Genomic DNA, 14,549 nt, shown 5'->3' with positions numbered 1-14,549 from the left:
AGGTATGATTAGGGCATTTTTAAATTTAGAGCTTGCTCTTAATTCACTTAGGCGACGAGTTGATCTTTCCGCCTACCGGTCGGCAAGCCGCCCATACAGGCATCCCTGCAACAGGGTCTGCCCCATCAACCCAAGATTAGGAATACCGCACCATGCTGTTTATGCTGATGGCTTCAGATGTTGAAGATTCTTTAGAAGCCCGTTTGGCCGCACGCCCCGCGCATGTGGCCCGCTTGAAGGCCCTGCAGGAAGCAGGCCGTTTGGTATTGGCCGGCCCCTGCCCCCTGCCCGACAACGATTCGGCCTTTTCAGGTAGCCTGATTGTGGCCGAATTTGATTCGCTGGATGCGGCAGAAGAGTGGGCGGGCCAAGACCCTTATGTGGAAGCCGGTGTGTATGCCGAAATTCTGATTCGTCCGTTTAAAAAGGTGTTGCCGGAATGATTGCCGACACCATCCGCCAGCGCCTCGAGGCGGCCTTCGCGCCCACCACCCTCGAATTGGCAGACGAAAGCCACAAACACGTCGGCCATGCCGGCAACCGCGGCGGCGGCCACTACCGCCTGCTGATCGTCAGTCCGGCGTTTGCCGGCATGAGCCGCATCGCCCGCCAACGCGCTGTGCAAGAAAGCCTGCAAGACCTGTATGCGCAGGACATCCACGCACTCAGCATCCGCGCACAAACACCCGAAGAATACCGGGCTTAAAAGCGAACCGCCCCATCCGATTCGAAACCACCTAAAAAAAGTAAAGGACAGCAACATGATGAAAAAATCCGCCCTTGCCCTCTTTCTGAGCGCCGCCTTGGCTTCTGCTTCCGCAACGGCCGAAACCGTGGTCACTGTCAACGGTACCCGCATCGACAGCAGCGCCATCGACCAACAAGTGAAAATCATCGGCGAACAAAGCAACGGCCAAGTACAAGACAGCCCTGCCCTGCGCGAAAACATCGCCCGCCGCTTGGTTACCCGCGAGCTGATGATGCAGGAGGCGCGCCGCCTGAAACTGCACGAAACCCCGGAATACAAAAACATCATCGAAAGCGCCCGCAACGAAGCGCGCACTTCCGGCGAAGACCGCAAACCCACGTTTGCCAGCGACTGGGCCACTTTTGAAGGCAATGTCACCGCCCAAGCCCTGATTGCCCATATTCTGAACAACAACCCGGTAACCGATGCCCAAGTGCAACAGGCCTATAACGAAATCACCAACCGCTACCGCGGCACACAAGAAGTGCAGCTGGGCGAAATCATCGTCAACAGCCGCGATAACGCACAAAAAGTGGGCGAAGCCCTGCGCCGCGGCCAACGCTTCAGCGATGTGGCCCGCCAATACACCATCGACCCGCAAAGCAAATCACGCGGCGGCATCAACCCCGAATTTACCCCGTTGAAAGATTTGGAGGACGCCGCCCCCGAAGTGTATAACGCCGTCAAATCGCTCAACCGCGGCGCCTACACCCGTACACCCGTAGAAGGCAACGGCATCTTTGCCTTCTTCTACATCAACAACAAACGTGCGGTGAACGTGCCGCCGTTCGCCCAGCTGAAACCGCAAATCCAACAAGACCTGCAAAACCTGCTGATCGAACGCGAAATCGCCCGCCTCTACCAACAAGCCACCATCCGTTAATCCGTTTTCGTAGGACATTGATTCAATGAACAAACGCACCACCGCCTTCGCCGTGGCGGCCGCCTTGGCGGCCGGCTGGGCGATTGCCGCCGAAGCTCCCAAAATTGCCGATGAGCGCGTCGATATTCTGGTAAAAGAAATCGAGCAGCAACAGCGGGCCCAACAAGATGGACAGCCCGGCGCTCCCCAACCCGACACCGCCGCCATCCGCAAATATGCACTCAACCAACTGCAAAGCGTGGAAGTGCTGAAAAATGCGGCCATTGCTGCCGGCTTGGACAAAAAACCCGAAATCCAAGCACGCCTGGCCAATGTACAAGCCGAACTGTATGCCCACGCCTATACCGAACACCTGAGCTCGCAAATCACCGTCAGCGATGCCGACATCCGCCGCCTGTATGACAGCCTGGCCAGCCAAGTGAAGCTGCAACACGTGAAATTCGACAACGAAGCCACCGCCAACGAGGCGCTGGATCTGTTGCGCAAAGGCATGAGCTTCCCCGAACTGATGCGCCGCTATCCCACCGACAACGGCATCCAAGACGCTTGGATGAGCGTGCAGCAAATGCCGCCTGAAATCGCCGAAACCGTCAACGGCATGACCCGCGGCCAAATCAAACCGGTGAAAATGCCCGACGGCAATTTCTTCATCTTCAAACTGGCCGACACCCGCACCGACCCCGATGCCCCGCCCTTCAGCCAAGTGAAAGACATGCTGGCCGAACAAACCAAGCAGCAGCGCGTGCAGGAAGAAATCTTCAAGCTGTTGCGCGAACACGGCGTGGATCCGACCATGTAAGGCAATATGGCCTAACACGCAAACCAAAGGCTACCTGAAAGCACTTCAGGTAGCCTTAATCTATCTCCTTATCCCCTCAAACTGAGCTGGAGACCTTTGCCAAATTTCCCAATGTAGGGTAGCTCAAGGCCTAACCATGCAGCGAGTGGGCCGCAGCCAAGGCAGATACGCTGCAGGTCAGGATTCGCAAAAGCCTCTGACTCAATGGCGCACAGCTTTCAGACAGCAACCGGCAAGGCGGCAATTCTTTGCATCGCATCACCAAGTCCGCAGCAAGCTGTCTGCTGCATCAACAGACTTTATCTACGCCGGCAGCAGGGCGCCGGCCTCGTCCCGCCTTATGCCTTCCTCATCTGCTTAAGCGCCCGCAGGCAGCGGCGGTACCAGCGCTTCTGTTCAGCCCGGGCCGGCAGACCGTCGGCATAATTCCAACGGCGGTATTGCTGTAACAACTGCGTCAGCTCGGGTGTCAGCAGGCCGTTTTCGGCCAGCGTCTGCTCGGTTTCCAGCGGCCCCAAAGCAGCCAATTCCGCTTCATCCGCATCAATGAGACGGGATTTGAGCAGCGCAAAGCCGTCTTCCAAGGGATGGGCGCCGCGCCGCTGCTGGCGCCGCCACCACAGCCACAAGGGCCAGGCCGCCAAGCCCAACCCCACCGCGAGAAACAGCAGCAGGCTCGCCAAACCGAAGCCGCCCAACCCCAAACGGCGGAACAAATCGTTTTGCGCACTTTGGTCGTAATTCACCACCCATTGCTGCCAATAATACTGGCTCTGCGCCGAAACCTGGCTCAGCCAGGCCCAACTGCGGTTGCCCGCAATCAATTCCTGGTCGTTTTCGCTGAGCGCCGCATTCAGGCTCTGTTCGAGAAAATTCTGATTGGCCGCCGCCGTCGGGTCGATACGCAGCCACACCTGCTCCTGCGGCAGCCATACTTCGGCCCAGGCATGCGCGTCACGCCCGCGCACCTGCCAAAAGCCGCCGTCGGCATTGTATTCGCCGCCCAAATAACCGGTGACCACCCGCGCCGGCAAACCGGCCGCCCGCATCATCACCACAAAACTTTCCGCATAATGCTCGCAAAAGCCCTGCTTGGTGGCGAACATAAAATCATCGATGCGGTTCGGCCCCGTGGTCAGCAGCGGGCTAAGCGTGTAGGCAAACTGTTGGCGGCGGTAGTAATCGAGCACCCGCGCAATATAGTCTTGCGGCGAAGCCGACTGACTATGCAACTGCTGCGCCAACTGACGGATGCGCGGATTGGCTGTGCCCGGCAGCGCGGTCAAAGCCGCCCGGCTGCTGCCGTTCAGCCTTTCAGGTAGCCTGTCGCCCAAACCCGCCTGCAAATGGAAACGGCGCAAACCTTCATGGCTGTTGACGCGCACGGTATGCCCTTCTGCGTAGCGCATCTTGCTGCGCGACTGCGCCGCCTGCCGGCTGATTTGCGGATAATCCAAGGCCGGAATCCGCCCGCGCTCGTCGCGCAGAATCATGCTGTACGCCACCGTTTCCGCCGTAGTGTCGGAACGGGCCGCACTATCGGCATGATCGTTGTCGGCAGACCATTGCCGGCCGTCAAAACGGCTCATGGTGATCGCGCGCCAATACAGCTGGTGCCGCTGCGGCATAAAGCCAGCGTCGAAAGTGGCGTTAAACGCCAGCTGGTTGCTCTGCACCAACTGGCTGATGCTGCCCGGCTGCATGGTGTCGGACAAACCCGTTTGCGCCTGATGCTGCTTGGGCTGCGGAATGCGCCACAAAGGTTCGCTCAGACGCGGCACCGCCACGAACAACACCGCCGCCAGCGGCAGGGTCAGCAGCAGGGCGGTGGCGGCATGGCGGGCCGCCGGACGCGGCGGCATATTGAGCAGGGCCGCACAGGCGGCAATGCCGAACAATCCGGCCAGCAGCCATGCGCCGATGAGCAGGTTTTGGTTGAGCAGCACGGTGGCCCCGCTCAGGAACACCATGCCGATCAGCTGAATGTGCCAATCGCGCAGACGGCGGCTTTCATAGCTTTTCAGCAGCAACAGCAGCAACAGCAAAGCGCTGCCGCCTTCGCTGCCCACAATGGTGCCCAACTGCGAAAACACAAAAGCGCCCACCGCCAGCCCGCCGATGCCCACCAGCCACGGGCGTAACGGTCGGGCAGAACCGGCCAGCCGGCCCAGCTGCACGGCCCACAACACACCGAACACCGCCATCACCGGCCACGGCAGTGCAAACGCCAACGGCAGGCTCAGCCACAGCAGCAGGCAGATAAAACCCAAACGGGCGGCACGCGCAGGCGCTTGGTCGGCAGAGGCAGTCAGCGGTTTCGACATGGTGAAAATAGCTTGAGTAGAAGGCAGCACTATTGTACGGGAGGCTACCTGAAAGCAAAACCGTTTCCCTAAGCACGCCTTGCCGGCGGGCAGGTAACACCGTTTATCCCAAGCAAACCGCCGCCATGCCCACCGGTGGCCTGCTTCGGTTTTCAGGTAGCCTGAGACCTTTGCAAAACCCCCATCTGCGGCGCATTTCTGCGTTGTGCGCTGCTCGCTCACTTGCCTATCTATATGATATGTCTGCGTTCGCTGCGCTGCTACGCCTTGAACTGCATCCACATCTGGAGGTTTTGCAAAGGTCTCAGCCTGCACGCAAAACGCCCCGCGCGGCACAGCGAAAATCTGTACCGCGCGGGGCGTGAAGAAAAACCGTTTAGCCGATGGCAGGCAGGGTTTTCGCCAAAGCCAAGGTATTACCGATCAAACCCAAATCCTGCTCGGCAAAGCAGGCGTTTTCCAGAATCAGGCCGCCGTGCGGGCGGGCGGCATGCAGGCTCATGCGCATTTGAGCGGGCGTGAAGGGCAGGCCACGTTCGCGCGCAAATTCGGCGGCGCGGCGGTTGGCGGTTTTCAGCATCGGAATCAGGGTCACATCCAGATGGAACACCCGCACGCCCAACACCAAAATACGGGCGGCAAACCAATCGGCTTCTTCGGTGAACACCTCGGGGCTGCGGCCGTCGAAACGGTGGCGTTTGGCCGCAATCAAACATGCCACGGTACGGATTTGCGGCAGCAGGGCTTCGCTGAGCATAAACGCTTTGCCGGTCGGAGCGGCGGTTTGCAAGTCGGCACGGTGCTGGTTGCCGTCCACCGCCAGATACCAGCGTTGCAGCTCAACGGCGGCTCGAGTTTGGGCGGCGGGGCGGCATTCGTTTTTCAAAGCGGCGTTCATGGGAGGTTCCTTATCGGCTGGTCGGCTCATGGTGTCGTTTCTACAATCGAGCGGCCTGCCGGGGCAATAAAAAAACCGCTCGGTGGGTTTCCGGGCGGTGGCTTTTCTATTCGCTGGCTGTGCGTTTTAGGCGCACGCGAAAAAGTACCGCACGGCTGTGTGGTACCAATAAAAATAAGCGAAAGAGAAGCGGTTTTGCGTATTCATGGTGCGGCACTTTAATGCAGCGCAATCGGCGGTGTCAAGCTTTTTCTGCCGCTTCGCCCCACCTGGGCAGCAGGCCGTGCGCCACGCCGAGCTGGTCGAGAATACGCGCCACCACAAAATCCACCATGTCTGCAACGCTTTGCGGGTGGGTGTAAAACCCGGGTGCCGGCGGCAATACGGTTACCCCCAAACGCGCCAGCTTGAGCAGATTCTCCAAATGGATGACCGACAGCGGCGTTTCCCGCGGCACCACCACCAAAGGCCGCCGCTCTTTGATGCACACATCCGCCGCCCGCTCCAAGAGATGATCGGAGGTTCCGGCCGCCACCGCCGCCACCGCGCCCATGCTGGCCGGGCAGATCACCATCGCATCGGCCGGGTTGCTGCCTGAGGCGGGCGGCGCAAACCATTCGTCGCGCCCGAACACCAGCAGTTTGTTTTCAGGTAGCCCGAAGCGTTCGCACAGCACAGCGCGGCATTGTGCGGGCTGAGAAGGCAGCGTGAGACCGCATTCCTGCTGCGCCACAATCTGTGCCGCCTGCGAATACAGCAGCCAAACCGTGATGTCGGCACGCACCAGGCATTCCAGCAGCCGCAGGCCGTAAGGCAGGCCGGAAGCGCCGGTCCAAGCCAGCGTAACGGTGCGGACGGGGCGCGGAACAGAGGGGTAAAGCATGGTTAAACGCTTTCTGGATGGTTTGCAGGGCTGTTATTATAGCCGCTTTCCCAACCTGTCCGCGTCACGGAGGAAACATCTTGAACCCCCGCCTACTGCTCTGCCTGCCGATTCTGCTGCTGACCGCCTGCGCCCTGCCCCAGGCCGCCACACCGGAAGCCGCCGCCATCCGCAAAGACCAGGCCAATATCCGCTACGACGAGGACGTCAAGCTGGGCAACAGCCGCACTTCGTACGACTTCCGCAGCCTGCCCGAGCGCCCCACTCAGCCCGACGTGAACGTGGACAGCAGCCGCTCCACCGAAGCGGTGGTGCAGTGTCTGAAACAGCAACTGCAAACCCGCTTCCGCCTGCCCGACGATTTCCTGCAAATCCGCAGCTACACCAACAACGTGCAAACCGTGGCCCTGCACAATCCCTTTACCCGCAAAGACGGTATTTTGATGGATGTGCACCAACGCGGCGTCGGCAGCGCCACCATCAAGCTGTATGCCAACGGCACCACCCTCTCGCGCGCCTGGCGCAACCTGCCCAATAGCTGCAAATAAGCGCCGTCCCGCAGGCTACCTGAAAACCCGCGTTTCCGTTATGATGCCGCCACGGCAGGCCAAGATGCCGCAATGCTCGAACAAACAAGGGAGTCACACATGAAAAAATATCTGTTGCTGCTGTTGCTCGGCTTCAGCTCGGCCGCTTGGGCGCAACGCTTCCCGGTGGACAATATGGAAGTGGCGGTATTGAAATCGGCCCAATTCCCGCAGGCGGAACTCACCAGCCAAGGCTTTTCTTGGCTGCGCTTGCTCAGCTTGGGCTGGCTGGACGGCGCCCAAACCTTCAATATGGTGCAGGGCGTACGCATCAAAGACGAAAACAACCGCTTCATCACCCACGGCATGCTGCCGCAGCACGCCGGCAAAGTGGTGGCGCTGCGCCGCAACGGAGCGGGCGAGATCATGGAAATCTGGATTCTCACCCCGATTGAACATCAGGCTTTCCAAGAGCGCGCCGCCCGCCTTCAACAGCAAAACGGCGGCCAGTAAAACAACATACCGTTTCCGTAAACAATCCGTATAAGCAATACCATATACCCAAAAGGCTACCTGAAAACATTCAGGTAGCCTTTGCTTTGATCTGCCTCAGCAAGAGATCAATGGTCGCTGGCTTCCGCTGCGCCGATGCCGGTCATCGCGCGGACATATTGCGCTTCGTAGCCGGCACGGTCGGCCTTGGCCTGTTCCGATTGGTCGGTCACCGACACAATCCACGCCACGATGAAGGCCAACGGGATGGTGAAGATGGCCGGGTTGCCGTAGGGGAAGATGGCGCTTTCAAAGCCCAGCACTTTCACCCACACGGTCGGGCCGAGAATGATCAGCAGCGCCGCGCTGAGCAGGCCGGCAAAGCCGCCGACCACGGCACCGCGGGTGGTCAGCCCCTTCCAGAACATCGAAAGCATCAGAATCGGGAAGTTGCCGGACGCGGCCAGCGCAAAGGCCAAGCCCACCATAAAGGCCACGTTTTGGTTTTCAAAGGCAATGCCCAAGATGATGGCCAACACGCCCAAAGCCAAGGTGGCGATTTTCGACATTCTCATCTCTTCCGCGGTGGTGGCGTGGCCTTTTCGGATCACCGAAGAATACAGGTCGTGGCTGACGGCGGAGGCACCGGAGAGGGTCAGCCCCGCCACCACGGCCAGGATGGTGGCAAAAGCCACGGCGGAAATAAAGCCGAGGAAGTAATCGCCGCCCACCGCTTCGGAAAGGTGTACCGCCGCCATATTGGTGCCGCCGATCATCTCGATCACCGGTTTGCCGTCGCGCATCACTTCGTGGAAGAAGTTGGGGTTGTCTTTGGTGACCAACATGATGGCGCCGAAGCCGATGATGAAGGTGAGGATGTAGAAATAACCGATGAAGCCGGTGGCCACAAATACCGATTTGCGCGCTTCTTTGGCATCGGGCACGGTAAAGAAACGCATCAGAATATGCGGCAGGCCGGCGGTGCCGAACATCAGCGCCACGCCGAGGGAAATGGCGTCGATCGGGTTTTTCACCAAGCCGCCGGGCGCCATGATGTCCAGCCCTTTTTCGTGGATTTGGGTGGCGTTTTTAAACATGATTTCCGGGCTGAAGTCGGCCGCTTTGAGCACCATAATCGCCATAAAGCTGGCGCCGGAAAGCAGCATCACGGCTTTGATAATCTGCACCCAGGTGGTGGCCAACATGCCGCCGAACAGCACATACAGCACCATCAGTACGCCCACAATCACCACCGCCCAATGGTAGTCGAGGCCGAACAACAACTCGATCAGCTTGCCCGCGCCCACCACTTGCGCAATCAGATACAGCGCCACCACCAACAGCGTGCCGGTGGCCGCAAACACGCGCACCGGCGTTTGTTTCAAGCGGTAGGCCGCCACGTCGGCAAAGGTGAATTTACCTAGGTTGCGCAGGCGCTCGGCAATCAGAAACAGCACAATCGGCCAGCCCACCAAAAAGCCGGTGGAGTAAATCAGGCCGTCGTAGCCGGTGGTGAACACCATTGCGGAAATGCCGAGGAAGGAAGCGGCAGACATATAGTCGCCCGCCAAGGCCAAACCGTTTTGAAAGCCCGAAATGCCGCCGCCGGCGGTGTAGAAGTCTTTCGACGATTTATTGCGCTTGGCCGCCCAGTAGGTGATGTAGAGCGTGGCCGCCACAAAGATAAAAAACATGATGATGGCCGGCACATTGAGCGCCTGTTTTTCCACATCGCCGGTCAGCGCGTCGGCCCACAGGCTACCTGAAAGGCCCAACCACAAGGGCAAGGTTTTCCATGCTTTCATTGGCGGCCTCCTTTCATCACTTCGTCGATCACGCGGCGGGTCATGCGGTCGAATTCGCCGTTGGCTTTGCGCACATAAATGCCGGTAATCAAAAAAGAAAACACAATCACAAACAGGCCGATGTAAATACCCCAGGTAGTGATGCCGCCTTCCGACACGGGAACGGCAAAGCTCTCCGGGCTGATGCCGATAAAGGCGATGTACACCACATACATCACAAACACCAAGGCCGAAAAGCCCCAGCCGAGCACGGATTTTTTCCGCGCCATTCGGCGGAATTCGGGATGCTCCAGAATCCGCTTTGCCGTTTCTCTTTCCATGATTTGACTCCTTTGTCTGCCCGGCCGCCGGATGCGGCGGAACGGTAGCGCATTAAAAAACAGCCCCGTCTGCTTAGGCCAATTTTTTTTTTGAATGAAACGCATCATCCCTGCTAATGATTAGAAAATAAAGATATGTTTTCTATCATATTTATCGACAATCAAAACAAAAGAAAGCCATTGCACCCCCTGACGGCGATGCGCTTCACCGCCAGACAGCGCCAAGAAGATGATCAGCGGGAATCCCTGCGGGAAAGAGCTGTCCGATACCCAGCAAAGCAAGCGAACACATCCTGGGGCATACAGGCACCACAAAATGCGCCGCAGATGAAAATTTGGCCATGGCCTGACGCGATATTTGCCGAAACAGACGGCTGCCGCACCCTGCCCCTGCCCTTCAGGCTGAGACCTTTGCAAAACCCCCATCTGCGGCGCATTTCTGCGTTGTGCGCTGCTCGCTCGCTTGCCTATCTATATGATATGTCTGCACTCGCTGCGCTGCTACGCCTTGAACTGCATCCACATCCGGGGGGTTTGCAAAGGTCTCAGGTGTAGAAATTAACCGAGTTGTTTACACCACAGGTTGAGAAAAATAAGCCTGCAGTACCTCAAAGGGCGTATCCCCCTTCAGACTGCGGTGCGGCTTCACGGTGTTGTAAAAGTTGACGAAACGGCATAGCTCTTTTTGCCTGTGCTCCGGGCTGTCAAAGGTCTGCTTCTCGTGCCACATCTGCATTATCGTGCGAATGACCCGCTCCGCTTTGCCGTTGGTTTGCGGGCGGGCAGGACGGGTAAACTTCTGAGTGATGTTGTTTTCGTAACAGGCAAGACCGAAAGCGTGATTGGCCGAACCTTTGTATTCCGTGCCGTTGTCCGAATAAATGCATTCAATCAGATACGGGCAGGGTTCGATCCACTGCTCCCGCAAAAACTTGGCTGCGCTATCGGCCGTCTTGTCCGGCAAAATGGCGGCATACAGTTCGCGGGAAAAGTCATCAATGGCGACAAACAGGTAGTCGCGCCGGTCGGTGGCTTTTTGTCCTTTAAGTAGGGGCAAACGTTTGTCATCGACGTGCACCATTTCGCCCGGATAAGACTTGTTGTAGCGTTTGGCTTGCTGTTTGAGCTTCTCCTGGATGGCCTTCTCGACTTTGGCCAGACGTTTCATCCCGTAACGGGCTTGTTTGAAACGGTTGTTGACGCTGGTTTGGGGCTTGAGCAACCGCCCCCGGGCGGCGCTCAGTGCGCGGTAAATCGTGACCCGGCTGACCATATAACGGCGGGCAAGAGAAGTCACGCTTTCTTTGTCTTGTGTGTAGGCCAACCAAATGGCTTGGCGGTGGTGCGGGGTAAGTCGGGTGCTTTTATGCATGTTCATGTGCAGTATCATCCTTCAATACTGTAAACAACGCGACGAATTTCTACATCTCAGGCTACCTGAAACACCCGCACCGACAGAAATGCGCCGCCGGCGGTCAAACTTGTTATAATCCTGCCGCGATCCATACCGATAAAAAAGCCCAAGCCATGAGCCAAACGCCCCTTCTCGACACCATTGATTCCCCGCAAGATTTACGCCGCCTTCGCGAAGAGCAACTGCCGCAGCTGGCCGACGAACTGCGCACTTTCCTGCTGGAGAGCGTAGGCCGCACCGGCGGCCATTTCGCCAGCAACCTCGGGGCCGTCGAACTGACTGTGGCGCTGCATTATGTGTACGACACCCCGCACGACCATCTGGTGTGGGATGTCGGCCACCAAAGCTATCCGCACAAAATCCTCACCGGCCGCAAACAGCGCATGCACACCATCCGCCAATGCGGCGGCCTGGCCGGCTTCCCCAAACGGGCCGAATCGGAATACGACGACTTCGGCGTCGGCCACTCTTCCACCTCCATCGGCGCCGCCTTGGGCATGGCCGTGGCCGACCGGCTTTCAGGTAGCCCGCGCCGCAGCGTGGCCGTAATCGGCGACGGCGCCATGACTGCCGGCCAGGCATTTGAAGCGCTCAACAACGCCGGCGCCATGGACACCGACCTCTTGGTCATTCTCAACGACAACGAAATGTCGATTTCCCCCAACGTCGGCGCCCTGCCCAAATACCTCGCCTCCGAAGTGGTGCGCGATATGCGCGGCGCCCTGCGCAGCATCAAGCACAAATCGGAAAAAGTGCTCGACAAACTGCCCGGCGCGCTGGACATCGCCCAGCGCGTGGAAAACCGCATCCGCAGCATGGTGGACGAAGTGCAGGGAGGGCAAAACTCCCTGTTCAACAACTTCGGCCTCGATTACACCGGCCCGGTGGACGGGCACGACGTGCGCAAGCTGGTGGCCGTCCTGCGCGAGATGAAACAGCGCAAAGGCCCGCAGCTGCTGCACGTGCTCACCCGCAAAGGCCAAGGCTACCCACTGGCCGAAAACGACCCCGTCGGCTTTCATGCCGTCGGCAAATTCAATCCCGCCGAAGGCCCGTCCAAACCGGCTGCCCCCGCCAAACCCAGCTACACCCAGATTTTCGGTGACTGGCTGCACGACCAAGCCACCGCCGACCCGAAACTGGTGGCAATTACCCCCGCCATGCGCGAAGGCAGCGGCTTGGTGGCCTTCGAGCAGCAGTTTCCCGAACGCTATTTCGATGTCGGCATTGCCGAGCAGCATGCCGTTACCTTCGCCGCCGGCCTCGCCTGCGAAGGTGTCAAACCGGTGGTAGCGATTTACTCCACCTTCCTGCAACGCGCCTACGACCAACTGATTCACGACGTGGCGCTGCAAAACCTGCCTGTGCTGTTAGCCATCGACCGCGCCGGCATCGTCGGCGCCGACGGCCCCACCCATGCCGGCGCCTACGATTTGAGCTACCTGCGCTGCATCCCCAATATGGTGGTGGCTGCCCCCAGCGACGAAAACGAATGCCGCCTGCTGCTCTCCACCTGCTACGCCCTCAAGCAGCCGGCCGCCGTGCGTTACCCGCGCGGCAGCGGCTGCGGGGCCGCCGTTACTTCAGGCTTGGACACCGTACCTTTAGGCAAAGGCATCGTCCGCCGCCGGGGCAGCGGCACCGCCGTGCTCGCCTTCGGCAGCATGGTGCAACCCGCGCTGACCGCCGCAGAAACACTCAATCTCACCGTGGCCGATATGCGCTTTGTGAAGCCGATAGACGAAGCACTGATTATCGAGCTGGCACAGCAGCACGAACGCCTGGTCTGCATCGAAGAAAACGCCGTACAGGGCGGCGCCGGCAGCGCGGTATTGGAAGTGCTGGCACAACACGGCCTCTGCCGTCCCACCCTACTACTCGGCATCCCCGATGTGGTAACCGAACACGGCGACCCCGCCGTCTTACTCGACGACATGGGCTTGAGCGCCGGCAAAATCGAACAGCGCATTGCCGCTTGGCTACCTGAACAGGCTTGATACCCAACGGCCGCAAACCGCCGCACCGGTTTGCGGCCCCTTCTTTTTCCCTCATCCCCGAATGCCACACTTTATTCTGCAAAAAACCGAAGCCAGCCAATTCGGCGACTACCTGAGCTTGGTGCAAAACCCCCGCATCATGGCCTTGATCAGCGGCCGGGCATTGGGCGCAACGGAAGCCGAAACCCAATACGCCGCCATACAGGCCCGCAACCTGCTGCATCCGGCCTGCGGCTATTTCTACCTGCGCGACCGCAACGGCCAGCTGATGGGTTTGTGCAAACTGCAAATCAACCGCCCCAACGCATCCGAAGCAGAAATCGGCTACCTGCTGCACCCCGACTACTGGGGGCGCGGCCTTGCTTCCGCCGTCTGCACCGAGCTGCTGGCTCGGGCCCACGAGCTGCGATTCATCCATCGCCTGCGCGCCCTCACCGACCCCGCCAACCACGCCTCGGCGCACATCCTGCGCAAACACGGTTTTGCCTTACAAGCCGAGCCGGTCAGCGAACACGGCTACCAACGGCAACTGTGGTTATTGCCGCTCCCACGCGCAGAACATCGGGCTACCTGAAAGCAGGCGGCATCCGCTCCAAACCGGTTCCTTCATTCGCCATACCGCCGCTTTGGGCCACCCATCAGGAGAGGACATGGACCATCACGATTTCACCCGACCTTACGCCGCCCCTAAGATACCGGAAGAAAACGATTGGCCCACCCAGGCTGACGACGGCTATCTGGGCGAAGCACGAGTCGTGCCGGCCGGCCGTGCAATTGCCTGGTTCCGCACCGCTTGGCTCGTTTTCAAACGACAACCTGTCTTATGGATGGTTGCCGGCCTATTCTATCTTGTCGTCCATTTGTTTTTTGCCTTCATCCCCTATGTCGGCGGCATTTTGCAGATGGCCGCACACATCTTTTTGGTCGCCGGCTTTTCCTATGCGGCTGACCAAGTGAACAAACACGGTCGTTTTACCTTCGACGATATTTTGAACGGCTTTCAAAACCATGCCGGCCGGCTGGGCGCACTGGTGGGTTTATCACTCGCCTATATGCTGTTGATGGCTGTTGCGTCCGTCGTGATGGTCATGCTGTTTAACGCCCTCGGCGGCATGCATGAAGGCACCGACAAGCTTTATTCCGCCGTCTTCATGGCACTCACTTTTCTGCTGACCCTGCTCTATGCCGCCACTTTCTATTTGGCACCGGTGCTGATAATTTTGCAGAACGAAACCGTTAAACGTGCATTGGGCTTAAGCTGGCAGGCCTTTGCCCGCAATATCGGTGCCGCCAGCCTCTGCCTGATTCTGTTCACGCTGGCGGTAGCAGCTGGCATCTTGACGTTTGGCCTCGGCTTTCTGGTGTTGATACCGATGATTCTGGTTCTGCCCTATACCACTTACCGCGACGTATTTTTCAAGAAACCGTAAGGCAGACAATCGCTCAGCATGTCGGGCAA

Annotated in this window: 18 protein-coding genes; 11 read left to right on the top strand and 7 right to left on the bottom strand. The window is 58.9% G+C overall.

Features of this window, described 5'->3' with window-relative positions; all coding sequences use genetic code 11:
* Positions 1-152: 152 nt before the first annotated feature.
* Genes H3L94_RS01755 through H3L94_RS01740 form a run of 4 tightly spaced genes read left to right on the top strand, consistent with a single transcriptional unit; the run spans position 153 to position 2,430 of the window.
* Positions 153-443 (top strand): YciI family protein, encoded by a 291-nt coding sequence (locus H3L94_RS01755; RefSeq protein ID WP_009119705.1) that lies wholly within the window; start codon positions 153-155, stop codon positions 441-443.
* Complete coding sequence (locus tag H3L94_RS01750; protein WP_182122415.1) at positions 440-706, top strand: BolA family protein; 267 nt, start codon at positions 440-442, stop codon at positions 704-706. The genes H3L94_RS01755 and H3L94_RS01750 overlap by 4 nt, the downstream gene beginning before the upstream one ends.
* A gap of 55 nt (positions 707-761) precedes the next feature.
* Positions 762-1,631: a peptidylprolyl isomerase gene (locus tag H3L94_RS01745; protein WP_182122414.1), complete on the top strand. Its 870-nt coding sequence runs from the start codon at positions 762-764 to the stop codon at positions 1,629-1,631.
* 25 nt (positions 1,632-1,656) lie between these two features.
* The gene (locus H3L94_RS01740) at positions 1,657-2,430 is read left to right on the top strand and encodes a peptidylprolyl isomerase (protein WP_182122413.1); all 774 of its coding nucleotides are present in this window, start codon (positions 1,657-1,659) and stop codon (positions 2,428-2,430) included.
* A gap of 338 nt (positions 2,431-2,768) precedes the next feature.
* Here H3L94_RS01740 and H3L94_RS01735 read toward each other — a convergent pair whose 3' ends face one another.
* The gene (locus H3L94_RS01735; protein WP_182122412.1) at positions 2,769-4,754 is read right to left on the bottom strand and encodes a transglutaminase TgpA family protein; all 1,986 of its coding nucleotides are present in this window, start codon (positions 4,752-4,754) and stop codon (positions 2,769-2,771) included.
* 170 nt (positions 4,755-4,924) lie between these two features.
* Between H3L94_RS01735 and H3L94_RS12820 the strand changes: the two genes are divergently transcribed.
* On the top strand, positions 4,925-5,119 hold the full coding sequence (locus H3L94_RS12820; RefSeq protein ID WP_342355425.1) for a lipoprotein signal peptidase: 195 nt from the start codon (positions 4,925-4,927) through the stop codon (positions 5,117-5,119).
* An 11-nt stretch (positions 5,120-5,130) separates the two neighbouring features.
* On the opposite strand, the gene H3L94_RS01730 is transcribed toward H3L94_RS12820, so the two are convergent.
* Complete coding sequence (locus H3L94_RS01730; protein ID WP_182122411.1) at positions 5,131-5,652, bottom strand: hypothetical protein; 522 nt, start codon at positions 5,650-5,652, stop codon at positions 5,131-5,133.
* A gap of 241 nt (positions 5,653-5,893) precedes the next feature.
* A complete protein-coding gene (locus tag H3L94_RS01725; protein ID WP_182122410.1) occupies positions 5,894-6,535 on the bottom strand; it encodes a flavin prenyltransferase UbiX in 642 nt (213 codons plus the stop codon).
* A gap of 80 nt (positions 6,536-6,615) precedes the next feature.
* Between H3L94_RS01725 and H3L94_RS01720 the strand changes: the two genes are divergently transcribed.
* Together H3L94_RS01720 and H3L94_RS01715 are read left to right on the top strand one after the other, a co-directional pair.
* Positions 6,616-7,083 carry a hypothetical protein gene (locus tag H3L94_RS01720; RefSeq protein ID WP_244958800.1) on the top strand — a complete coding sequence of 156 codons (468 nt, stop codon included), beginning with the start codon at positions 6,616-6,618 and terminating at the stop codon, positions 7,081-7,083.
* A gap of 99 nt (positions 7,084-7,182) precedes the next feature.
* Positions 7,183-7,575 carry a hypothetical protein gene (locus H3L94_RS01715; protein ID WP_040660421.1) on the top strand — a complete coding sequence of 131 codons (393 nt, stop codon included), beginning with the start codon at positions 7,183-7,185 and terminating at the stop codon, positions 7,573-7,575.
* Positions 7,576-7,682: 107 nt separating this feature from the next.
* Here H3L94_RS01715 and H3L94_RS01710 read toward each other — a convergent pair whose 3' ends face one another.
* The 3 genes from H3L94_RS01710 to H3L94_RS01700 form a co-directional block, all read right to left on the bottom strand.
* A complete protein-coding gene (locus tag H3L94_RS01710) occupies positions 7,683-9,359 on the bottom strand; it encodes a cation acetate symporter (RefSeq protein WP_182122408.1) in 1,677 nt (558 codons plus the stop codon).
* Positions 9,356-9,679 carry a DUF485 domain-containing protein gene (locus H3L94_RS01705; RefSeq protein WP_182122407.1) on the bottom strand — a complete coding sequence of 108 codons (324 nt, stop codon included), beginning with the start codon at positions 9,677-9,679 and terminating at the stop codon, positions 9,356-9,358. The genes H3L94_RS01710 and H3L94_RS01705 overlap by 4 nt, the downstream gene beginning before the upstream one ends.
* A 120-nt stretch (positions 9,680-9,799) precedes the next feature.
* Positions 9,800-10,105, bottom strand: a complete 306-nt coding sequence (locus tag H3L94_RS01700) for a hypothetical protein (protein ID WP_182122406.1) — start codon at positions 10,103-10,105, stop codon at positions 9,800-9,802.
* Between H3L94_RS01700 and H3L94_RS12255 the strand changes: the two genes are divergently transcribed.
* Positions 10,091-10,234, top strand: a complete 144-nt coding sequence (locus H3L94_RS12255) for a lipoprotein signal peptidase (protein ID WP_342355424.1) — start codon at positions 10,091-10,093, stop codon at positions 10,232-10,234. The genes H3L94_RS01700 and H3L94_RS12255 overlap by 15 nt on opposite strands.
* Before the next feature lie 16 nt (positions 10,235-10,250).
* Here H3L94_RS12255 and H3L94_RS01695 read toward each other — a convergent pair whose 3' ends face one another.
* Positions 10,251-11,057 (bottom strand): integrase core domain-containing protein, encoded by an 807-nt coding sequence (locus H3L94_RS01695; RefSeq protein WP_182122405.1) that lies wholly within the window; start codon positions 11,055-11,057, stop codon positions 10,251-10,253.
* Positions 11,058-11,206: 149 nt separating this feature from the next.
* On the opposite strand from H3L94_RS01695, the gene dxs reads away from it, so the two are divergent.
* The 3 genes from dxs to H3L94_RS01680 all read left to right on the top strand — a co-directional run bounded on the left by dxs (position 11,207) and on the right by H3L94_RS01680 (position 14,520).
* Complete coding sequence (gene dxs, locus H3L94_RS01690) at positions 11,207-13,090, top strand: 1-deoxy-D-xylulose-5-phosphate synthase (protein ID WP_182122404.1); 1,884 nt, start codon at positions 11,207-11,209, stop codon at positions 13,088-13,090.
* 61 nt (positions 13,091-13,151) lie between these two features.
* Entirely contained in the window at positions 13,152-13,664 is a 513-nt protein-coding gene (locus H3L94_RS01685; RefSeq protein WP_182122403.1) for a GNAT family N-acetyltransferase, read from the top strand.
* 76 nt (positions 13,665-13,740) lie between these two features.
* Positions 13,741-14,520: a BPSS1780 family membrane protein gene (locus H3L94_RS01680; protein WP_182122402.1), complete on the top strand. Its 780-nt coding sequence runs from the start codon at positions 13,741-13,743 to the stop codon at positions 14,518-14,520.
* Positions 14,521-14,549 lie beyond the last annotated feature (29 nt).

This window comes from Neisseria shayeganii, assembly GCF_014054965.1.
In the GTDB taxonomy this organism is placed as follows: domain Bacteria; phylum Pseudomonadota; class Gammaproteobacteria; order Burkholderiales; family Neisseriaceae; genus Eikenella; species Eikenella shayeganii.
The sequence above is the reverse complement of the archived record's forward strand: the minus strand, read 5'-3'. Positions and strand labels throughout refer to the sequence as shown.